The organism is Streptomyces sp. SID13031 (assembly GCF_010548305.1).
Classification (GTDB): Bacteria; Actinomycetota; Actinomycetes; order Propionibacteriales; family Kribbellaceae; genus Kribbella.
In genome coordinates this window covers 227483-247285 of sequence record NZ_JAAGLV010000003.1, presented here as the reverse complement: position 1 = coordinate 247285, position 19803 = coordinate 227483, and the positions used below count along the sequence as shown (strand labels likewise).

Here is a 19803-nt window from a genome sequence, read left to right as displayed (position 1 = left end):
GGGCGTCCTCGCGTTCCGGGCCGGCCGGATCGCGCTCGTCCGGGAGCGGTACGAGGACTGGGAGAACGAGCAATGGTCCTTGCCGAGCGGTGCTGTCGAGCCGGGTGAATCGCCGGCGGAGGCGGCGGTCCGCGAGCTTCGCGAGGAGACCGGCCTCGTCGTCCACGTGGACCAGCTGACCTTGATCGCCGAGGTCTTGGTGGTGAGCCACGACGGCTCGTCCCGCAGTACTGCATGGAACTACCGCGCAGACGTCCCCCACGGCGACTTCGCCGTCGACGACCCGGATGCCTCCGTGCAGGAGGCCCGCTGGTTCCCACCCCTCCGACGCCGCTCCGCTCGTTGCCGCCGCGGGCAGGTGATGCCGATCAGGATGACGTCGTGGCCGGCGAAGAGTTCGGCGTGCCGGGGGAGGTCGGCGGGCAGGATGATCGACTCGGCGATCACGTCGAAGCCCTGGGCGGCGACCTCGCGCAGGCAGGGGAGGTAGGCGTCGAGGACGCGGCTGAAAAGGCTGGGGATGTTGCCGCGGGTCCAGAAATCGGGGCGGATCGCGCCGCGGAAGGTGTCCAGGGATTGGTAGAAGGCCGGCCTGGGCAGGGCTTGGTGCAGGGCGGTGGCGAGGGTGGTCTTGCCGGTGGAGGGGGCGCCGTTCAGGAAGATGAGGCGACTCGTCGGGGCAGGGTACGGCGGGGGTAAATGGGGTGTCCTCGGGCGCCCGGCGACGTGGACCTAGGCGGCCGGGCCAGTGAGCCTGTGCGGCGTGATCCGGATGACGGTGCGCACGACCTCGGCCGGCAGGTCGACGTACTCCTGGCCGGCGCCCGCACCCGAATAGTGCTCGGCCAGCCGCTGAGCCACCACCCGCCCGACGTCCTCGCTGACCACCGCGGACCCCCGGATCTCCACGTACTCATCCGGATTATCCTTCGCGATCACCAACAGACTCGCCCGCGGATCCCGCCGTAGATTGCTGTCCTTCCGCCGCCCCGCCTGCGTCGAGATGACCACGTCATCCCCGTCCAACCCCACCCACACCACCGACGTCTGCGGACTCCCATCCGCATTGACCGTCGCCAGCACCGCCGGATTGGCCCCGTTCAGCAACTTCCGCGCAGCATCACTGAATCCCATACAGCAGACTTTAGATCGCGCCTCAAAGCTCTCAGTAAACCGAGTAGCCGCCGTCGATCAGGAGGATTGAGCCGGTCATGAAGGAGGAGGCGGGGGAGGCCAGGTAGACCACGGAGGGGGCGATCTCGGCGGGGGTGGCGTAGCGCTGGAGTGGGGCGTCGAGGATCCAGTTCTGACGGAATTCGGGGCGGTCCACCGGGGCCATGTCGGTCTTGACGTAGCCGGGGGCGATCGCGTTGACGCGGATGTTGTGCGGAGCCCATTCGGCGGCGAGGCTTCTGGTCAGGTGGTGGACGGCTGCTTTCGAGGCGTTGTACGACGCCTGGTGCTGGGGCCGGTTCACGATCTGCGCGGACATGCTGCCCACGTTGACGATCACCCCGCCACCGGCGGCGATCATGCCGCGGGCGACCGCAGTACTCGTGTTCCACAACGCCGTCACGTTGAGATCCAGTACCTGCTGCCACTCGTCGTCGGGGACCTCCAACGCCGGCCGATGGATCGCGATGCCGGCGTTGTTCACCAGGATGTCGATCCTGCCGAACGCCTCGCTGACCTCCGCGACCATCCGGGTCACGTCCGTCCGTACGGTGATGTCGGCCTGTACCGCGAGCCCTCGCCGCCCGAGCGACTCGAGCTCCGTCACCACCGTGGCGTTCCGCTCGGCGTCGCGCGCCGCGATCGCCACGTCGGCACCCGCCTCGGCGAGCGCCAGCGCGAACGCCCGCCCGAGCCCACGATTGCCGCCGGTCACCAGCGCCCGCTTGCCCGTCAGCCCAAAACTGTCCAGCACGCTCATTCGGTACCCCTGCCAGTACGGAGAGTCATCTCAGGTCGCGAAGCGATGTCAATAGCTGCAACCCAGTACAGCGAACGAGCGGCCGCGTCGTAGCATCAGGCGGCGGTTCAGGCTTGGGGTGGCCTCGGATCGCTTCCGAGCTGAGATGGGTCCGGGGCCATGCCCGGGACTGGGGAGAAGCGGGGACGCATGGCCGAGGAGTCGGGGCCCAGGCCCGGGCATTTCCTGCCGAACGACGAGCAGCCGGGGTACGAGAGGCCGGGCGTACCGGCGTACGGTGCTCCCTCTGAGCCGCTGACCGCACCCACCCCGCGACTCGGCCGGGGCGCCGAGACTCCGGACGGGCCGCCACTGCTGAGCGGTTCGCGGCTCGGTCCGCCGCCGGCCGGTGATCGCGCGGCGGCCGCGTTCAAGGCCCGGTACCAGCCGGAGCCGCTCGCGTTCGAGCCGAAGAAGCGCTCCAAAGCGCTGATCGCCGCGATCGTGGCCGGCGCGCTGATCGTCATCGGCGGCGCCGTGTTCGCCGCGACCAAGGTCCTGCCGTCGAGCGGCGCCTCGAGCCCGGCCGGTACGCCGTCGGTCACGCCGACCCCGAGCGATTCGACGGCTGTGATCGTCCCAGCGCCGGACGCGCTCACCGTGCTGCGCACGAACAAGCTCTACACGACCGGCAAGCTCGCACCGGCCAACTGCAAGGAACCCGCCTTCCGGCCGACCTCCAAGGCGAACATCCGGCGCTACTACCAGACGTTCATGGTCTGCATGAACAAGGCGTGGGAGCCCGTCGTCCGCAAGACGGGCAACGAGTTCCACCCGCCGAAACTGGTCGTCGTCGACAAGGATCAGATCGGGCCGTGCAATGTCTTTGTGGAGTACACCGTCTACTGCCACAAGAACGGCGGCAGCGTCGCTCTGGCCTGGGCGGACCTGGGCAAGAAGTACGCCACCAACCGGCCGCTGACCCGGATCGACATGGCCAATGCCCTCGGCTACGTCTACTCCGTCCATGTCCAGAACCTGATGGGTATTCGCGATGCGTCGTTCGACGAGGAGGACGAAGCGGCCACCGCGGCACTGAAGATGGAGCAGTCGCGACGGTTCTCACTGCAGTCGACTTGTTTGGCGGCTGCCTTTCTGGGGGCCGCGAAAGCGGCCTTTCCCGTCACCGGTGATCTGCTCACCTCCTGGAAGTGGCGTAGCAAGAACGCCAGCGACGAGACGACCAAGGACAAGGTGCGGAACTTCGGTACCGCCAAGAGCACCGAGCTGTGGATGACCAGGGGCTTCACGACAGCGAATCCGGGTTCCTGTAACACTTACGTGGCAGCTGCGGGCGAAGTCAGCTGATCGACGACGGACTGGGGTAGATGGATGGCGGACGACGAGCGGGCGCCGAAGCCGGGGCACTTCCTGCCCGGTGGTGCAGGCGACCAGCCTGAGTCTGCCCCGACGGACACACCCGGTACCAGGCCGAGTACACCCGGTGATCCGGTCGAGCTGACCGGTGGCGCCGCAGATCCGGCGCGGACTGCCCTGACTTCGCCGGACAACGGCAACCGCAAGCAGTCCGAGCTCGGCGCGGGACGGCCGATCAGCCCGCCGGCCAATGGTGTGCCGAAGAAGGCGGCTCCGCTGCCGAGCGACCCGGAGTACCAGGGTTTCTACAGCGGACCGCCGCCCGCGCCGCTGCCGAATGCGCCGACCACGCCGCTGAGCGGCACGCGCCGGCTCGCCGGGCCGCAGCGGATCGGGTGGCACACGTCGCCCAAGCGGACCGGAGTACGGGCGTTCGAGGCGCAGCCAAAAGGCCCGCAGCGGTTCTCGCGCCGGATCCTGGTGCTGCTGTGCGCGGTGGCCCTGATCGCGGTGAGCGGCGGCACCGTCGCGGCCTACAGCTCGATCGGCTCCCCCGGCAGCGCAGTCGCGGACCCGCTCAACAAGCCGTCGGAGAAGCCGGCCGACGCCCCCTCGCCGATACCGCCTCCGGCGACCGAAACGGTGATCGTCCCGGCCGTTCCGGACGACGTACGGGTGCAGAAGAACGAGCTGTACAAGGTCGGCAAACTGCCGGGCTACAACTGCGCCCTGCCGAAGGTCAAGCCGAACACGAAGACGAATGTCCTGCGCTTCTACCAGGCGATGCTGCCCTGTCTGGCCGAGACGTGGGAGCCGCTGGTCCTCAAGGCCGACTACCCGTTCCGCCAGCCCAAGCTGGCACTCGCGACCAAGGGCGCCACGGGGGCCTGCGGGGGTGAGGCGCTCGAGACGTCCTTCTACTGCCCCGAGGACGAGACCATCTACATGCGGTGGGAAGACGACGTCAAGTTCTACAAGCAGACTCCGGTCGCCGTCGTCGACCTGGTCAGGACGATGGCCCACGAGTACAGCCATCACGTGCAGACGCTGACCAATATCCTGATCTCCTCGGACTCCCAGGCGCGCCGGACGACGAGCAAGGCCGTGAAGCTCGAGTGGAGCAGGCGCCTGGAGCTGCAAGCCAGCTGCCTGGGCGCAGCCTTCGTCAGCGCGAACAAGAAGACGCTCGGCCTGGTGGGCGAGAACCTGGTGTTCTGGAACTTCTTGTCGAGGCACATCGGTGACGAGCTGACGACCAAGAAAGTCCGCGACCACGGCTCGAGCAAGAGCTACCTGTTCTGGTCCGATCAGGGCTTCAAAACCGCCAACCCGGCTTCCTGCAACACCTACGTCGCACCGTCCGCGAAGGTCAGTTGAGCTGGAGTTTGAAGCCTTCGTGGGACTGCTCGAAGCCCAGCTGGAGGTAGAAGCGGTGGGCGTCGGCGCGGGCCTTGTCGGAGGTCAGCTGGACGACGGTGCAGCCGCGGCTGCGGGCTTCTTCGATCGACCACTCCATCAAGGTGGTGCCGAGGCCGGTACCGCGAGCTGAGGAGGCGACCCGGACGGCTTCGACCAGGCCACGGGTGGTGCCCTGGCGGGACAGGCCGGGGGTGATCGTCAGCTGCAGCGTGCCGACCAGCTCATCGTTGCGCTCAGCAACGACCAGGACCTGGTTCGGGTCGGCCTCGATGGCGGCGAAGGCTGCCTGGTACGGCGTCAGGTCGGTGAGGTTCTCCCGGCCGGCGCCGATCTCGTCGTCGGCGAGCATCGCGACGATGCCGGCGAGGTCGGTGGCGGTGGCACGGCGGATCACGAGATCGGTCATGCCGGCCAGCATCTCAAGCCGCCTGGCGTCGTTGCAGAGCAGGGGTCAGCAGTGTCCGGCGGTGACAGTACTTGCCTTATGCAATCACATTGCGTTAGAAAACCCCGTTTGCGTCCCGGCCGGCCGGGCACGGGAGGGCGGACACCACTGCATCCGCCCGTAGCCGGAGTCGCGCGGTAGCGGGTTGCGTGGCGGCGGATGCGGGCCAGTCCGAGAGGAAGCCCGATGTCTGCACTGGCAATCGACTTCACCCAGCCATTCGAAGATGCCTTCAGCAAGCTTCTCGGGTTCATCCCGAATCTGCTCGGCGGCATCGTGATCCTGCTGATCGGCTACTTCGTCGCCAAGGTGCTCGGCAAACTCGTCGGCACGCTGCTCGGCAAGGTCGGCTTCGACCAGTGGATGGAACGGGCCGGCGTGTCCGGCGTCCTGCAGCGGTCCGGCACCGGCCTGACCGCTTCGACGATGCTCGGCAAGGTCGTCTTCTGGTTCGTCTTCCTGATCAGCTTCACGATGTTCGCCTCCGCGCTCGGCGTACCGGAGATCTCGAGCTTCATGTCCGACATGCTCGGCTACATCCCGCGGATCTTCGCCGCGATCGTGATCATCTGCCTGGCGGCGCTGTTCGCGAACTTCCTGGCGATGGTGATCCGCGGCGCCACCGGCAACGAGACGCTCGCCAAGGTCGGCCGGTACGCCGTCCTGGTGTACGCCGCGTTCGCCGCGCTGACCCAGCTGGGCATCGCCGTCCAGCTGACCGGCAACACGCTGCTGATCGTGCTCGCGGGTGCCGCCCTCGCACTCGGCCTCGCTTTCGGCCTCGGGGGCCGCGAGATGGCCGGCCAGGCGCTGCACACCCTGTTCGACCGCACCACGATCAACCGCCCGGCAAGCCCGGACCGTACTGATGGGTCGAACGGGATGGGCTCCAGCGACAACGGGACGAGCGCTGGTACCGGTAATGGCGCTGGTACTAGCAACGGCGCTGGTATCGGCAATGGCGTTGCCGGCTACCCGTCGCAGGAGCCGGCCCACCACGGCGCGCCGCAGTCCAACGGCAACTGGCCGGGCAGCGACAACGGCTGGAGCACGGAGCCCCCGCGCCACAGCTAGACCCTCCCCGGGGTCACCTGCCCAGCGACAGGAACTCGCCGGGTTGCGTCCCTAAGGACAGGACATAGTCGCGGTTTCGTGCCCGCCGCCGAGCGGCCCCCGCCTGAGCGGGGGTCGCTCAGGTGACTATGTCCTGTCGGTCGGGACGGACTCCTCGGTTGCGTCGGGGCCGGCCCGGCGCACGTCCTCGACCTTGGTCATCGCCTCGCGGAGGTCGCCCAACCAGCTCTCGCTGTGCTGTGCGACGAGCTTGACGCACCAACCCAGCGCGTCGCTCCGGGACCGAGCGACCCCGGCGTCGACGAGCGTGTCGAGCACCTGCCGCTCGGGCTGCCGCAGCCGCGTCATCACCGGCGCCGACAGCGACGTGAACACGGTCCGCGTCTCGCCGGCCCGCACGCCCCAGGCGACCTTCCGCCGAGTCGCATGCTCCAACTCGCGCGCGATCTCGATCCGCTTCTCCCGGGTGTCCTCCCGGAACTGCTTGATCCGCCCTTCCTCAGCAGCCGCTCGCTCAGCCGCACTGACCTCGCCACCCTGCTCAGGCGCCGCGATCCTCCCGACCACGAGAATCTCATCGCGATCGACACTCACCTCAGGCTCACCCTCGAACCACTCCACGGGCAGCCGACCAGTCAGCCACCCCCGCACCCGCTCAATCTCCGACTGTGTACTCATGTAATCATAGTTACACCATCACGCAAACTCAGGCCAATCAGGACGTATCAAGCGATCTGCAACTAGCTGCAAGATTCCCAAGTACAAGGGACCTGCGACACAGATGGGGTTGAGGTACTACGCCCCAACAGACCGCCGGACCGCCGGCGGTCAAGTGCAGGCGAGACAGGAGCAAGAGCAAGAGGCTCCGCAGACTGTGGATCACTCTTTCCGTTGGTCTATGCCTCAGCTGAAGCCATGGGAATATGCCTTGGTAGCCACGGCGGTAGTTGCCAGCGGGCTCGTGCCCGCCAACTGAGTGGAGGAGGACGGATGCGGACGCGAGGAGTCGCACTCGTGCATGTCGAGGTGAACTGTTTGCTGGCTGACGGCGCGGAGTTTGCGGTGGTGGCGCGCGGGTGGCTCGAGGGTGGGGTGGCGTTCTTTCCGGAGCTGTTCGACCGGCTCAGGTCCGGGGCGGCCACCGGGCGTTCGTGGATCAGCCTCGAGGTACGCGGATGTCCCAGCGGAAGTTCTCGCTGTCGGGATGGGAACAGCGGCTGGCCGGATTGGACGACGGGCCGCTGGGACTGACGCTGTCGATGGTGGAGGAGTCGTTGGGGGGGTGTCGAGATCACCGCGATCGACGAACAGACGGACCGGCCGGGGCAGGTGCGGCTGACGCTCAATGCGCGGGCGCCGGAGTTGCTGGCGCAGGGAGTCGGTGAGCGGTGGATGTCGTTTCTGGCCGACTGCGTCGGGTCGCGGTCTGTCGACTACGGGCAGGTCGTCCTCGACGGCAATATCAACCACTCGACCTCGCTCGACGCAGGTTTGGGCCGCACCTTCATCACCTCGATCAAGGAGAGCGCGAAGTTCCTGCGCGGCTACGGCTGGATCACGCTGTGCCCGAAGGTGCTTGCCGATCGGCTCGGCGGTGGAGCCGGGCTCGAGGCCTCGGGTGCGTTCGTGGCGGTCCGGACACTGGACAGCGGTGATGTGTTGATGCTGGCGACTGCTATTCCGCGGGAGTTCGACCAGGAGGCTCTGCGCCGGGTGTGGCGGGCGGTGGCTCCTGTCCTTCCGCCGGGTCTACCGGAAGTGACGGTTGGCTACGAGCACAACGAGGTCATCTATGAGGATGCCGCGGACGTGAAGTGAAACAGGCGGTCCGGCTCAGTAACGGGGCCCGGGCCGGACCGCCTGGTCGTCTACGCAGCAGGGGATGTTGCGTAGGCGGATCTGAGGGTCAGGTGGGCTGCCGGGGCCGCGCCGGTGTGGTCCAGGCCTAGGAGGGCGGCGCCGACCACGGGTGGGACGTCAACTACGCGGGGGATGGCCTTGGGGGCTGCTTCCGCGAAGAGGCGGGTGAGGGTTTCCATCAGGAGGGGGTGGCCTGCTGTCAGGACGCCTCCGCCCAGTACTACCGGAGTGGGCTCGTCCAGGAGGTCCAGGCGCCGCATGGCCACTACTGCCATGGTGACGATCTCCTCGGCCTGGTGCTGGACGACCGCGCGGGCGATGGCGTCGCCTGCTGCGGCGACCTGGAAGAGGAGAGGAGTTGCTTCCAGGCGCCGGGAGACCGGGATGTCGCCTAGGTGGAGGGCCTCGATCAGTAGAGGCATCGAGGCGACGCCGTAGTGGGCGGGGAGGGCTGTGGTGAGCAAGGTTGCCGGGCCTCGGCCGTCGTCGGCTCGGGCGGCCGCCCAGAAGGCTTCGTCGGCGAGTTGCTGCCCACCGCCCCAGTCGCCGGAGATCTTGCCGACGGCCGCGAAGCGCGCAGTACGGCCGTCGGGGAGCAGGCCGGCGCAGTTGATGCCCGCGCCGCAGACGACCGCGACGCCGCGCGGCTCGTCCACACCCGCACGGAGCAGGGCGAACGTGTCGTTGGCGACGTGCACCGACGTTGCCCAGCCGAACGACTCGAACGCCTCGGCGAGCCGCTCCTCCTCGATCGGCAGGTCCGCGTTCGCCAGGCACGCGGAGATCTGCTGTACCAGCGGTACTTCACCGACCGCGAGCCCGGCCTCCGAAGCGGCAGCGGCAACCAGTGGGGCCAGACCCTCGACGGCGGCGTAGGCGCCGACGATATGCGGCTCGAAGCCGCCGCCGCGCGCAGTACCGAGGACTGTGCCGTCCGCGGACACCAGGGCCACATCGGTCTTGCTATTGCCCGCGTCGAAGGCCAGTACGCCGCCAGGCACCAGCGGTCTTATCACGCGAACCCCGTCAGTCATTGTCATGCCCACGGCAGGTACTCGCGGTTGTGCGCGAGCAGCTTGTCGGTGAGCTGGTTGGCGTACTCGATCTGCCCGACGAGCGGGTGCGCCAGCAGAGCGGTGAACACCCGGTCCGCACCACCCTTCAGAGCCGCCTCGAGAGCAAGATTCTCGTACGCCGTCACGTTCGCGACCAGTCCGGCGTACAGCGGCTCGAGGGGTGAGATCGGCAGCGGCGTGGTACCGCCGGCGCCGACCGTCGCCGGGACCTCGATCACCGCGTCGTCGGGGAGGAACGGCAACGCGCCGTTGTTCAGCGTGTTGACGACCTGGACGTCACCAGTGTCGTTCAGCAGCGACGACGCCAAGGCGACAGCGGCTTCCGAGTAGTAGGCGCCACCACGTTGCTCCAGCAGCGCAGGCTTCTCGTCCAGCGCCGGGTCGGCGTACAGGTCGAGCAGTTCCTTCTCGATCGCGGCGACCTCGGAGGCCCGCGACGGCTTGTCGAGCATTTCGCGGACCACCTCGTCGTGGGCGTAGAAGTAGCGCAGGTAGTACGACGGTACGACGCCCAGCTGCAGCAGCAACTCGGCCGGGAGCTTCAGGTCGGCGGCCAGCTCGGCGGAGTGCGAGGCGAGCAGCTTCGGCAGCACGTTCTCGCCGCCCACTGTGACCCCACGCTCCCAGGTCAGGTGGTTCAGCCCGACGTGGTCGAGTGCGACCTCTTCGGGCGTCACGCCGAGCATCCCGGCGAACTTCCGCTGGAACCCGATCGCCACGTTGCACAGGCCGACGGCCTTGTGGCCCTGCGACAACAGGGCCCGCGTCACGATCCCGACCGGGTTGGTGAAGTCGATGATCCACGCGTCCGGGTTGGTACGCCGGACCCGCTCGGCGATGTCCAGTACTACGGGAACCGTGCGCAGCGCCTTCGCGAGGCCGCCCGCGCCGGTGGTCTCCTGGCCGACGCAACCGCATTCGAGCGGCCAGCTCTCGTCCTGGCCGCGAGCAGCCTGGCCACCGACGCGCAGCTGCAGAAGGACCGCGTCCGCGCCGTCGATGCCCTCGTCGAGGTTCGAGGTGGTGACGATCTTGCCCGGATGCCCCTGTTTCGCGAAGATCCGCTCCGCCAGCCCGCCGACCAGCGCGAGCCGGTCGGCCGCCGGGTCGACGAGGACGAGCTCGGTGACCGGGAGGGAATCGCGCAACCGGGCGAACCCGTCGATGAGTTCAGGCGTGTAGGTGGATCCGCCACCGACGACTGTGAGTTTCAACCTTTGACCCCTGTGAGTGTGACGCCTTCGATGAAGGCCTTTTGGGCGAAGAAGAACAGGATGATCACTGGCGCCATCACCAGCAGGGTCGCTGCCATCGTGAGGTTCCAGTTGGTGTGGTGGGCGCCCTTGAAGGACTCCAGACCGTAGCTGAGGGTCCAGGCGGCGGCGTTCTCGCTGGCGTAGATCTGCGGGCCGAAGTAGTCGTTCCAGCAGTAGAAGAACTGGAACAGCGCGACGGCCGCGATGGCCGGCTTGGCCATCGGCAAGATGATCCGGACCAACGCCCGGAAGTCACCGCAGCCGTCCACCTTCGCCGCGTCCACGTACTCCTTCGGGATGGTCAGCAGGAACTGCCGGAGCAGGAAGATCGAGAACGCGTCGGTGAACGCCAGCGGGATGATCAGCGGCCACAACGTCCCGGACAGGTGCAACTCCTTGGCCCAGAACAGGTACATCGGCACGATCACGACCTGCGGCGGCAGCATCATCGTCGAGATGACCAGCATCATCGCGAGGTTGCGGCCCCTGAACTTGAACCGGGCCAGCGCGTAGGCCACCGGGATACTCGAGAGCAAGGTCAGCACGGTGCCGAGGACGGCGTACATCAGCGTGTTCTTCCACCAGGTCAGGAACCCTGGTGTCTCCCACACGGTGCGCAGGTTCTCCCAGTGCCAGGTGTCCGGCCAAAGGTCGCGCGTGAGCGCCTGCTGGTCGCTCATCAGCGCGGTGAGCGCGACGAACACGAACGGCAGGACGAAGAACAGCGCCGCCGCGATCGCCAGCGAGTGCACGGCGACCCAGTGCAGGAACCTGGTACGCCGGGCCTCGCGGCCGGCCGTGGTCAGGCCTGGGGTGGATGCGGGTGTCTCCACCCGGGGAGTGGTCAAGGTGCTCATATAAGCAGGCCTCCTAGTCGTCCGTGGCCAGGAAGCCACTGCCGCGGCGCATCAGGATCGCCGTGAACACCATCGCCAGTACGAACAGCACCAGCGCGATCACCGAGGCGCCACCGGTGTCGAACCGCTGGAAGCCCAGGTTGTAGACCAGTTGCGGCAGGGTCAGCGTCGACTTGTCCGGGTAGCCGGGCTCGAACTGCTGCCCCGACCCACCGATCACCCCGCTCGCGACTTTTCCGGCGATCAACGGCTGCGTGTAGTACTGCATCGTCTGGATCACGCCGGTGATGACCGCGAACAACACGATCGGCTGGATGTTCGGCAGCGTGACATGGACGAACCGCTTCCACGCCCCGGCCCCGTCCAGCGACGCGGCCTCGTACTGCTCCAGCGGTACGTCGAGCAGCGAGGCCATGAAGATGACCATCAGGTCCCCGATGCCCCAGATCGCCAGTAGCGTCAGGGCCGGTTTCGACCAGGCCGGATCGTTGAACCAGCCCGGCTGCGGCAGCCCGAGCTTGCCCAGGATGCTGTTCACCGGCCCGGTGCCCGGGTTGAGCAGGAACGCGAACGCCATCGTCGCGGCCACCGGCGGCGCCAGGTACGGCAGGTAGAACAGCGTCCGGAAGATCCCGGCGCCGGTCTTCACCTTGGTGATCAGCATCCCGATGCCCAGCCCGAACAGGACCCGGAGGGTGACCATGACGATCACCAGCCAGAGCGTGTTGCGCAGGGCCGGCCAGAAGAACGGGTAGTCGGTGAAGACGTAGGTCCAGTTCTTCAGGCCGGTCCAGACCGGCGGGGTGAACCCGTCGTACTTCATGAAGCTGAAGTAGACGGTCGAGGCCAGCGGGTACAGGAAGAAGACGCTGACCCCGATCAGCCACGGAGACAGGAAGGCGAGATTGCGCAGCCGTTCCCTACGCCGCTTCTGCCGGAGCCCTACGGAGATGGTCGCCATCACTTCGCCTGCGCGATGTCCTTGTCGATCTGGGTGTCGGTCTTGGCGAGACCAGCGGCCAGATCGGTTTGCTTACCGGACTCGAAGGCATAGCCGAAGTCCTGCAGGGTGAGCTGGTAGGCGCCGCCGTTCGGGCTGGCCGGGGTGGTGCTGCTCTTCGGGTGCTGGGCGATCTCGAGGAACACCTTGAAGCTGTCGTCGATCTTCAGGTCCGGCGACTTCAGCGCGTCCAGCGTGGAGGGCACGTTGTGGATCGCGTTGGAGAAATCGACCACGGCCTTGGTGTCGGTGGTCATGAACTTGACCAGCTCCCAGGCGGCGTTCTGCTTCTGGCTGGTGTTCGCGATCCCGATGATGGTGCCGGACAGGTAGCCCTTGCCGTAGCTGTCGGCCTGGTCGTCCGGGACCGGGAACGGCGCGACGCCGATGTCGAACTTGACCCCGGCCTCCTTGGCCATCCCGAGCCGCCACTCACCGTCGATCGACATCGCGACCTGGCCGGTGTGGAACGGGTTCTTGGCGCCCCACTCGTCACCGAAGGTGGCGCGGTACTTCTCCAGCTTGGCGAAGCCGCCGAGCTCCTTGACCAGGCCGGACTGCCAGGTCAGCATCTTGCCGAACGCCGGGTCGGCGGCCAGGTTCGACTTGCCCTCGGCGGTGAAGTACGTCGGGTTCCACTGCGCGGCGAAGTGCGTGCTGGTCGACTCGTAGCCGTGGAAGTTCGGCATGAAGCCGAGCTGCGAGTAGCCGTCGGCGGTGGCCTTGGTCAGCTTCTTGGCCACGGCGTCGAACTCCGTGAGCGTCTTCGGCGGCTCGGTGATACCGGCCGCCTTGAACGCGGTCTTGTTGTAGTACAGGCCGTAGGCGTCGTTCAGCAGCGGTAGCGTGCAGCGCTTGCCCTGGAACTGGGTGTAGTCCTGCAGCGCCTTCGGGAAGGTCTTGTCCAGGTCGACGCCCGACTTCTCCAGGAACGGCTTCAGGTCGGCGAACACGTTCGAGGCGCAGAACGTGCCGACGTTGTCGGTGGTGAACGACGACACCACGTCGGGGGAGTTCGGGCCGCCGGCCCGCAGCGCCTGCTTGATCTTGTCGTCGTTGATGTTGCCGACGACCTTCACCTTGATATTCGGGTGCGCGGTCTCGAACGCCTTCACGTTGGCGGCGATCGCGGCCGCCTCGCTGGGCGCGCTCCAGCCGTGCCAGAAGGTGATGGTGGTGTCCTTGGTGGCGTCGTCGCTCGCCTTGGGGGCGCTCGACGTACCGGTGCAGGCGGTAGCGAGCAGCGCGACCGCGGCGGCCGCGGTCACTGCTTTGTGGACTCGACGCATTTCCGTTCTCCTGATCCTGGGTGGAGCTGGACAGCTTTTGGATGTGCGGATCCACCGGGCCAGGTGAGTGCTCCTGGTCCGGGGATGTGTGGGGATGGCGGTCTGGGGGCTAGTCGGTGCTGCTCCCGGAGGTGGTGCCGGCAGTGTCGAAGACTGCGTCGCGGGTGTAGCTCAGGGCTGACTGGAGGGCGCCGGACAGCACCGGGTCGGTGTTGATCGCGGTCATCAGCAGCCGCGGCCGCGGTACGGCGAGCTCGGCCAGCTCGTCCTGGATCAGGCCGCGGAGCCGTTCGCCGCCGGCGGTGATGACGCCGCCCGCGAGCACGATCAGCTCGGGGTCGACGACGGAGACGATCGCGGCCAGGCCGACCGCCAGGCGATGGGCGAACTCGGCGAGCACGATGTCGCCCGCGCCCGGGGTCTGCAGCGCGGCGGTGATCGCGGCTTCCGGCGTACGGGCGCGGAGGCCGTTGACGCGGGCCAGTTCGAGGACCGGTTCGCCACCGGCGAGCTCCTGGAAGCCGCCGGCGTTGTTGCGGCCGACGTTGCGGACCAGCGGCGTACCGGGCAGGGGCATGAAGGCGACCTCACCGGCGCCGCCGGTCGCGCCGCGGACGAGGTGGCCCCCGATCACTATCGCGGCGCCGATCCCCTCCTCGCCCCAGAGCATGACGAAGTTGTCGCTGCTGTTCGCGTGCCCGACCTGCTGCTCGGCGACGGCGGCCAGGTTGACGTCGTTCTCGACCTCGAGCGGTACTGCGATCGCGGCGGCCAGCTCCTCGAGCAGGTGCGGCGCGTGCCAGCCCGGCAGGTGGGTCGCGTAGCGCAGCCGGCCGGTCGTCGGGTCGAAACCACCCGGGGTGCCGATCGAGACGCGGTGCAGCCGGTCGCGGGTCAGCCCGGCCTCGCCGAGCGCGCCGTCGATGGTCTTCACCACTCGCTCGACCGTGCCCTTGGCGCTCCGGCCGGGCGTGGGCAGCTCATAGCGGCCGAACCCCTTGCCGGTCAGGTCGGCGACGGCTGCGCGGATCCGGGTCGGCGTGACGTCCAGGCCGGCGACGTACGCGATGCCGCCGTTGATCTCGTACAGCTGCGCGTTCGGGCCTGGGCGGCCGGCGCTCGTGCCGCTGGCGCGGACCAGGCCGGCGCTCTCGAGCCGGGAGAGCAGCTGGGAGGCGGTCGGCTTGGAGAGGCCGGTGAGGTTGCCGAGCGTCGTGCGCGACAGCGGGCCCTGGGTCAGGAGCAGGTCGAGGGCGGCGCGGTCGTTCATCGCGCGGAGCAGGCGAGGAGTACCGGGTGTGCTGGCCATGTGCTTACCCTGCCCTCCCTTCGCCGCCGAGTCGCCCAACCACGCTGCTGAGTAGTGGTCCAGATCAACTGTTAGGAAAGTTTCCTATTACCGCGAGACCGTACGGGGGAGTCGCGGTAGGTGTCAATCGATCAGCGCGATCGGCTTGTCCCCGACTCAAGTTAGGGTGAGCTAACTTGTCGGGGATGTCTGAGCGGGGAAGGGCTTTCCGTGGAGTTCACAGCAGGCGGGGTGATGCGGCGGGCGATCCGCCGGCACCGGGCGCGGATGATCGCCGGGTGCCTGGTGCTCGCGCTGCACCAGGCGACGGAGGCCGCCGTACCGGTCGCGATCGGCATCTTCGTCGACCGAGCGGTGTCGACCGGACGGCTGGAACCCCTGCTGTGGTGCGTGGTGATGATGATCGCGCTGTTCGCGGTGCTGTCGAACGCGTGGAAGGCCGGTGCGCGGCAGGTGGTCCGCGCGATCGAGTACGAGACGCACCTGCTCCGCTTGGAGATCTCGCGCCGGGTGCTGGATCCGCGTGGACACCAGACCGGCTTGAGGTCTGGCGAGCTGCTGCTGATCGCGACCTCCGACGCAGAGAAGGCAGCGCTGGTACTACGGGCCGTGTCGGTCGGATTCGCCGGCTGTACTGCGCTTGCGGTGTCATCAGTGGCGCTGCTGCTCGTCGACGTACCGCTGGGGCTTGGCGTGGTGATCGGTGTACCCCTGCTGGTGTTGGGGATCCAGACCTTGTCGCCACTGCTGACTCGCCGTACCTCTTCGCAACAGGAGGCCGTCGCTAGTACTACGGCCCTCGCCACTGACCTAGTCGGCGGCCTGCGCACGCTGCGGGGGATCGGGGCGCAGCACAACGCTGCCGAGCGATACCGGCGGTCCAGCCAGGAGACGCTGAAGGCGACTCTCCGTGCGGCGTCTACCAATGGCCTGCAGGACGGTGTGACCACTGCACTGAGCGGCCTGCTCCTGGCGGCTGTCGCAGGCGTCGCCGGGTGGTTCGCCTTGAACGGACGGATCACCATCGGCGAGTTGATCACGGTGGTCGGCCTGGCGCAGTTCGTCGCAGAGCCTGTCGGCTTACTCGGGTACTGCGGCCAGGTGTTCGCCATGGCTCGTGCCTCGGCCGGGCGCCTGGCCTCCGTGCTCGGCTCTCCGTGGGAGATCGCTACTGGTTCCTCCACAACCGTGGACTCTGCGAAACCCCTGCTGTCGTTGGAGAGCGTCACCTACAAGACCCTGTCGTCGCTGGACCTGTCCCTGCAGCCGGGTGAGCTTGTAGGCGTCCTCTGCTATGACCCGCGCGATGCCGACGCTCTGCTGACCGTGGTGGCAGGCCGGGCCGCCTCGCACGAAGGCCGGGTGCTCGTCGGTGGTACTGCGGTCGAGGAGCTCGACATCGACCTGGTACGCCGCTCTGTGCTCGTCGAGCAGCACGACACCGACCTGTTCGAGGGGACGCTACGGACCAACCTCCTGGCCGGATCCTCCGACTCTTCCAGGCTGGACAGCGTTGTGGTGGCCGCTGCGGCCACTGACGTCATCGAGGCGCATGCGGACGGGCTGGACCATCCGCTGGCCGATCGCGGCCGAACCCTGTCAGGAGGTCAACGCCAACGCCTCGGCCTCGCCCGTGCCTTGCTGGCTGAGCCTCCAGTGCTCGTGCTGCACGACCCCAGTACTGCGGTGGACGCCGTCACCGAGGAGCTACTGGCCGAGGGGCTTGCGGAGGTCCGTGGATTACCCGGGCTCGCGACTCTCGTACTGACGAGCAGCCCGGCGCTACTGGGCAAGATGCATCGAGTGCTGGTGGTGTCGGACGGTGTGCTGGTGGCCGAGGGACGGCATGCAGAGCTGGCCGAGACGGATTCGGCGTACCAGGAGGCGGTCCTTCGATGAGCACGTCCGAATTGCTGCCGATCACCGGGCCACGCGCCACCTGGATCGTGCTGTGGCGGGAGATTCGCCGACTACGAGCACTGTCGTTGGTTGCCGCCGCTGTGGTGACAGTGGGGAGTGCGGCCGGGCTGGTCGCGCCATGGGCTCTTGGTGTGTTGGTTGATGACGTCTCGACCGGTGCACACAGTTCAGCCATCGTGCGGGTGGTTGTGCTGATCGGTGGGGCCGCGCTGCTGTCCGGTCTGCTGACTGCGCTCGGGGTGACGCTGATCGCGCGGGTGGGTGAGACCGTGCTCGCTCGGATCCGGGAGCAGGTGCTCGATCGCGTGCTGCACCTCCCGGCGCCCGTGCTCGAGAGGATTCGCACCGGCGACCTGCTGTCGCGGGTCGGCGATGACGTGGCGTCAGTGGCAGCGGCACTGACCGAGGTAGGGCCGGTGCTGTTGGGTGCGACGCTGACGATCGTGCTGACGACGGCCGGGATCTTCGCGCTGGACTGGCGACTCGGGCTCGCCGGATTGCTCGCCCTGCCGATGTATCTGCTCGCGCTGCGCTGGTACCTGCCGCGCTCTGCGCCCTTCTACCGCAAGGAACGGCTCGCGATGGGCGAGCGGTCCGAGGCGATCATCACCTCGCTGCGGGGCAGCGCGACGGTCCGGGCGTACCAGCTCGAAGAGACGCAGCTGGAGCGGATCGCGGATCGGTCGGCGACGGCGCGGGACCTTTCGCTGAACGTCTTCAAGCTCTTCAGCAACTTCTCGTCGCGGATCAACTACGCCGAGTTCGTCGGCCTGACGTCTCTCCTGGTCGGCGGCTTCTTCCTGGTCCGGGCGGATGCCGTGACGGTCGGCGCGACCACGGCGGCCGCCCTGTACTTCCATCGGCTGTTCAACCCGATCGGCGCGCTGCTGATGGAGTTCGACCAGATCCAGACGGCTGCGGCGGGGTTGGCGCGGCTGGCCGGAGTACTGACGTTGGAGCCTGCGGTAGAGCCGCCGGCCGGGCCTGCTCCCGCCGATGCGTCGGTGGAGCTGGTGGGGGTCGGGCACTCGTACGAGGGACCGCTGGTGGTCGATGGGGTGTCACTGCGGATCGAGCCCGGGGAGCGCGTTGCGCTGGTCGGTGCGAGCGGCGCCGGGAAGACCACGCTGGCGGCGATCGCGGCCGGAGTGCTGATGCCTACTGCTGGGACCGTGCGGCTGGGTGGCGTGGACATCAAGGCGCTGGGTGAGGGGCGTACTCAGCAGCAGGTTGCACTGCTGAGCCAGGAGGTCCACGTGTTCTCCGGGGCGCTGGTGGATGACGTACGGCTCGCTAAAGCTGATGCGACTGTTGCTGAGGTGGAGGCCGCGTTGGAGCTCGTCGGCGCGTTGGGCTGGGTGTGTGCGTTGCCGGAGGGGCTGGAGAGCCAGGTCGGCGAGAACGCGCATCAGTTGACCGGTGCGCAGGCACAGCAAGTCGCCCTGGCGCGGCTGGTGCTCGCGGACCCGGCGGTCGCAGTACTGGATGAGGCAACGGCTGAGGCGGGTAGCGCTGGGGCTCGGGAGCTGGAGCGGGCCAGTGCGGCCGCTACAGAAGGCCGTACGACGCTGGTGGTGGCTCACCGGCTTACGCAGGCGCAGCAGGCGGATCGGATCGTCGTGATGGACCACGGGCGAGTGGTGGAGTCAGGGACGCACGACGAGCTGCTGGCTGTAGGCGGTCGCTACAGCCAGCTCTGGCACAGCTGGACTGGTACAGATCCCTCTAGGGAAGGCGCCAATCGATAGGAGTGCCGCCCTGCTTCTCCAGCAGCTCGTTGACCCGGCTGAACGGCTTGGAGCCGAAGAAGCCACGGTCGGCCGACATGGGGCTCGGGTGGGCGCTCTCGATGTACGGCGTGGTGCCGAGCATCGGCTTCAGCGTCTGCGCGTCCCGTCCCCACAGGATCGCCACCAGCGGCCCGCCACGCTTCACGAGCGCGTGGATGGCCTGCTCGGTGACGGTCTCCCAGCCCTTGCCCTTGTGCGAGGCGGACTTGCCCGGCTGCACGGTGAGCACTCTGTTGAGCATCAGGACGCCCTGGTCGGCCCACGGCGTCAGGTCGCCGTTGGAGGGAGCCGGTACGCCGATGTCGGCCATCAGCTCGCGGTAGATGTTCTGCAGGCTGCGCGGGATCGGGCGCACGTCGGGTGCGACCGAGAAGCTCAGGCCGACCGGGTGCCCGGGAGTCGGGTACGGGTCCTGCCCGACGACCAGCACCTTCACGTCGTTCAGCGGTTGGTTGAAGGCGCGCAGGACGTTCTCGCCGGCGGGCAGGTACGGCCGCCCGGCGGCGATCTCGCCACGGAGGAACTCGCCCATCCGCGACACCGTCTCTTCGACGGGCGCGAGCGCCTCGGCCCAGTCGGACGCCACCAGATCACTCAAAGTCTTGGGACTCACCCGCCAAAGCCTCCCATCCCTGCTTCGCCCGGGGTACCCCGGGCTGTGATGTCACCCACTGTTCGCGTGTCGGTCAGCCTGTTGGTCGATCGGGACTTGTAAAAATATCCCCGGCCCCGCAAAAGGTATGAGCTCTTGCGGGGCCTTTGCGTTGGCTCAAGCCGTCTGCCACCCGAAGTTGACGGAGTGGCTGGCCGGCTCGTGCCGGTTGTAGGAGCGGTGGGCCTCGGCGCGCGCCGTCGAGGAGTCGAGCTCCAGGTGGGTGGCGCCGCTGGCCCTGGCCCAGATGCGGGCGGCACTCAGCAGCGCTGCGCCGATCCCGTCGGAGCACCGGCCGGGAACGACGGCGAGATCCTCCACCCAGCAGCGCTGCCCGAGCCGGACCGACTCGAGGTCCAGGTAGGTCGTACAGAAACCGATGACTGTCGCACCTTCGACGACGACCAGTACGCCGGTGTCCGGGCCGGCGATGGTGCGTTTCAGGCGATCGGCAGCGACGATCGGGTCCCAGCCGGCCGGCTTCGCGCCAGGCGGCTCGGAGAGCCAGCTGTAGGCGTCGACGAGTTGCGGAATGTCTGCAGTGACGGCTACGCGGACGTTGCTCAT

Annotated in this window: 18 protein-coding genes and 1 pseudogene; 7 read left to right on the top strand and 12 right to left on the bottom strand. The window is 67.9% G+C overall.

What is annotated here, in order from left to right; all coding sequences use genetic code 11:
- Positions 1-10: 10 nt before the first annotated feature.
- A pseudogene (locus G3I17_RS40550) lies at positions 11-490 on the top strand (NUDIX hydrolase); the annotation flags it as partial.
- 242 nt (positions 491-732) lie between these two features.
- On the opposite strand, the gene G3I17_RS08470 reads toward G3I17_RS40550, so the two are convergent.
- Together G3I17_RS08470 and G3I17_RS08465 are read right to left on the bottom strand one after the other, a co-directional pair.
- Positions 733-1134 (bottom strand): PPOX class F420-dependent oxidoreductase, encoded by a 402-nt coding sequence (locus G3I17_RS08470; protein WP_164595380.1) that lies wholly within the window; start codon positions 1132-1134, stop codon positions 733-735.
- Positions 1135-1165: 31 nt separating this feature from the next.
- Positions 1166-1933 (bottom strand): glucose 1-dehydrogenase, encoded by a 768-nt coding sequence (locus G3I17_RS08465; protein WP_164595379.1) that lies wholly within the window; start codon positions 1931-1933, stop codon positions 1166-1168.
- Between the two features lie 189 nt (positions 1934-2122).
- Here G3I17_RS08465 and G3I17_RS08460 point away from each other — a divergent pair, with 189 nt between their 5' ends.
- Together G3I17_RS08460 and G3I17_RS08455 are read left to right on the top strand one after the other, a co-directional pair.
- A complete protein-coding gene (locus G3I17_RS08460; RefSeq protein WP_164595378.1) occupies positions 2123-3280 on the top strand; it encodes a neutral zinc metallopeptidase in 1158 nt (385 codons plus the stop codon).
- Positions 3281-3304: 24 nt separating this feature from the next.
- Positions 3305-4666, top strand: coding sequence for a neutral zinc metallopeptidase (locus tag G3I17_RS08455; RefSeq protein ID WP_164595377.1), 1362 nt, complete (start codon positions 3305-3307; stop codon positions 4664-4666).
- Here G3I17_RS08455 and G3I17_RS08450 read toward each other — a convergent pair.
- Positions 4659-5114, bottom strand: a complete 456-nt coding sequence (locus G3I17_RS08450; RefSeq protein WP_164595376.1) for a GNAT family N-acetyltransferase — start codon at positions 5112-5114, stop codon at positions 4659-4661. The genes G3I17_RS08455 and G3I17_RS08450 overlap by 8 nt on opposite strands.
- A 225-nt stretch (positions 5115-5339) precedes the next feature.
- On the opposite strand from G3I17_RS08450, the gene G3I17_RS08445 reads away from it, so the two are divergent.
- Positions 5340-6227, top strand: coding sequence for a hypothetical protein (locus G3I17_RS08445; protein WP_164595375.1), 888 nt, complete (start codon positions 5340-5342; stop codon positions 6225-6227).
- Positions 6228-6353: 126 nt separating this feature from the next.
- Here the strand turns inward: G3I17_RS08445 and G3I17_RS08440 are convergent, their stop codons facing one another.
- Complete coding sequence (locus tag G3I17_RS08440; protein WP_164595374.1) at positions 6354-6905, bottom strand: hypothetical protein; 552 nt, start codon at positions 6903-6905, stop codon at positions 6354-6356.
- 651 nt (positions 6906-7556) lie between these two features.
- Here G3I17_RS08440 and G3I17_RS08435 point away from each other — a divergent pair.
- On the top strand, positions 7557-8045 hold the full coding sequence (locus tag G3I17_RS08435) for a hypothetical protein (protein WP_164595373.1): 489 nt from the start codon (positions 7557-7559) through the stop codon (positions 8043-8045).
- 50 nt (positions 8046-8095) lie between these two features.
- On the opposite strand, the gene G3I17_RS08430 is transcribed toward G3I17_RS08435, so the two are convergent.
- From G3I17_RS08430 to G3I17_RS08405, 6 genes are all read right to left on the bottom strand, one after another.
- Positions 8096-9121: a BadF/BadG/BcrA/BcrD ATPase family protein gene (locus G3I17_RS08430; RefSeq protein ID WP_164595372.1), complete on the bottom strand. Its 1026-nt coding sequence runs from the start codon at positions 9119-9121 to the stop codon at positions 8096-8098.
- 2 nt (positions 9122-9123) lie between these two features.
- Positions 9124-10377, bottom strand: a complete 1254-nt coding sequence (locus tag G3I17_RS08425) for a 6-phospho-beta-glucosidase (protein WP_164595371.1) — start codon at positions 10375-10377, stop codon at positions 9124-9126.
- Positions 10374-11276 (bottom strand): carbohydrate ABC transporter permease, encoded by a 903-nt coding sequence (locus tag G3I17_RS08420; RefSeq protein ID WP_164595370.1) that lies wholly within the window; start codon positions 11274-11276, stop codon positions 10374-10376. Before G3I17_RS08420 ends, G3I17_RS08425 begins: the two co-directional genes overlap by 4 nt.
- Positions 11277-11289: 13 nt before the next feature.
- Complete coding sequence (locus G3I17_RS08415; RefSeq protein WP_164595369.1) at positions 11290-12237, bottom strand: sugar ABC transporter permease; 948 nt, start codon at positions 12235-12237, stop codon at positions 11290-11292.
- Positions 12237-13565: an ABC transporter substrate-binding protein gene (locus tag G3I17_RS08410; protein ID WP_164595368.1), complete on the bottom strand. Its 1329-nt coding sequence runs from the start codon at positions 13563-13565 to the stop codon at positions 12237-12239. Before G3I17_RS08410 ends, G3I17_RS08415 begins: the two co-directional genes overlap by 1 nt.
- A gap of 109 nt (positions 13566-13674) precedes the next feature.
- Positions 13675-14874, bottom strand: coding sequence for an ROK family transcriptional regulator (locus G3I17_RS08405; protein ID WP_164595367.1), 1200 nt, complete (start codon positions 14872-14874; stop codon positions 13675-13677).
- A 210-nt stretch (positions 14875-15084) separates the two neighbouring features.
- On the opposite strand from G3I17_RS08405, the gene G3I17_RS08400 reads away from it, so the two are divergent.
- Positions 15085-16773, top strand: a complete 1689-nt coding sequence (locus G3I17_RS08400) for an ABC transporter ATP-binding protein (protein ID WP_203589903.1) — start codon at positions 15085-15087, stop codon at positions 16771-16773.
- Positions 16770-18542, top strand: coding sequence for an ABC transporter ATP-binding protein (locus G3I17_RS08395; RefSeq protein ID WP_164595366.1), 1773 nt, complete (start codon positions 16770-16772; stop codon positions 18540-18542). The genes G3I17_RS08400 and G3I17_RS08395 overlap by 4 nt, the downstream gene beginning before the upstream one ends.
- Here the strand turns inward: G3I17_RS08395 and G3I17_RS08390 are convergent.
- Positions 18520-19197 (bottom strand): uracil-DNA glycosylase, encoded by a 678-nt coding sequence (locus tag G3I17_RS08390; RefSeq protein WP_164595365.1) that lies wholly within the window; start codon positions 19195-19197, stop codon positions 18520-18522. The two genes, G3I17_RS08395 and G3I17_RS08390, sit on opposite strands and share 23 nt — an antisense overlap.
- A gap of 156 nt (positions 19198-19353) precedes the next feature.
- A complete protein-coding gene (locus G3I17_RS08385) occupies positions 19354-19803 on the bottom strand; it encodes a GNAT family N-acetyltransferase (RefSeq protein ID WP_164595364.1) in 450 nt (149 codons plus the stop codon).

What these genes read in the sequence shown, in the direction of transcription:
- G3I17_RS08450 (WP_164595376.1), bottom strand. Translation starts at nt 5,114, where the DNA reads ATGACCGATCTCGTGATCCGCCGTGCCACCGCCACCGACCTCGCCGGC.
- G3I17_RS08410 (WP_164595368.1), bottom strand. Translation starts at nt 13,565, where the DNA reads ATGCGTCGAGTCCACAAAGCAGTGACCGCGGCCGCCGCGGTCGCGCTG.
- G3I17_RS08395 (WP_164595366.1), top strand. Translation starts at nt 16,770, where the DNA reads ATGAGCACGTCCGAATTGCTGCCGATCACCGGGCCACGCGCCACCTGG.
- G3I17_RS08415 (WP_164595369.1), bottom strand. Translation starts at nt 12,237, where the DNA reads ATGGCGACCATCTCCGTAGGGCTCCGGCAGAAGCGGCGTAGGGAACGG.
- G3I17_RS08430 (WP_164595372.1), bottom strand. Translation starts at nt 9,121, where the DNA reads ATGACTGACGGGGTTCGCGTGATAAGACCGCTGGTGCCTGGCGGCGTA.
- G3I17_RS08470 (WP_164595380.1), bottom strand. Translation starts at nt 1,134, where the DNA reads ATGGGATTCAGTGATGCTGCGCGGAAGTTGCTGAACGGGGCCAATCCG.
- G3I17_RS08405 (WP_164595367.1), bottom strand. Translation starts at nt 14,874, where the DNA reads ATGGCCAGCACACCCGGTACTCCTCGCCTGCTCCGCGCGATGAACGAC.
- G3I17_RS08465 (WP_164595379.1), bottom strand. Translation starts at nt 1,933, where the DNA reads ATGAGCGTGCTGGACAGTTTTGGGCTGACGGGCAAGCGGGCGCTGGTG.
- G3I17_RS08420 (WP_164595370.1), bottom strand. Translation starts at nt 11,276, where the DNA reads ATGAGCACCTTGACCACTCCCCGGGTGGAGACACCCGCATCCACCCCA.
- G3I17_RS08460 (WP_164595378.1), top strand. Translation starts at nt 2,123, where the DNA reads ATGGCCGAGGAGTCGGGGCCCAGGCCCGGGCATTTCCTGCCGAACGAC.
- G3I17_RS08445 (WP_164595375.1), top strand. Translation starts at nt 5,340, where the DNA reads ATGTCTGCACTGGCAATCGACTTCACCCAGCCATTCGAAGATGCCTTC.
- G3I17_RS08455 (WP_164595377.1), top strand. Translation starts at nt 3,305, where the DNA reads ATGGCGGACGACGAGCGGGCGCCGAAGCCGGGGCACTTCCTGCCCGGT.
- G3I17_RS08385 (WP_164595364.1), bottom strand. Translation starts at nt 19,803, where the DNA reads ATGAGCAACGTCCGCGTAGCCGTCACTGCAGACATTCCGCAACTCGTC.
- G3I17_RS08440 (WP_164595374.1), bottom strand. Translation starts at nt 6,905, where the DNA reads ATGAGTACACAGTCGGAGATTGAGCGGGTGCGGGGGTGGCTGACTGGT.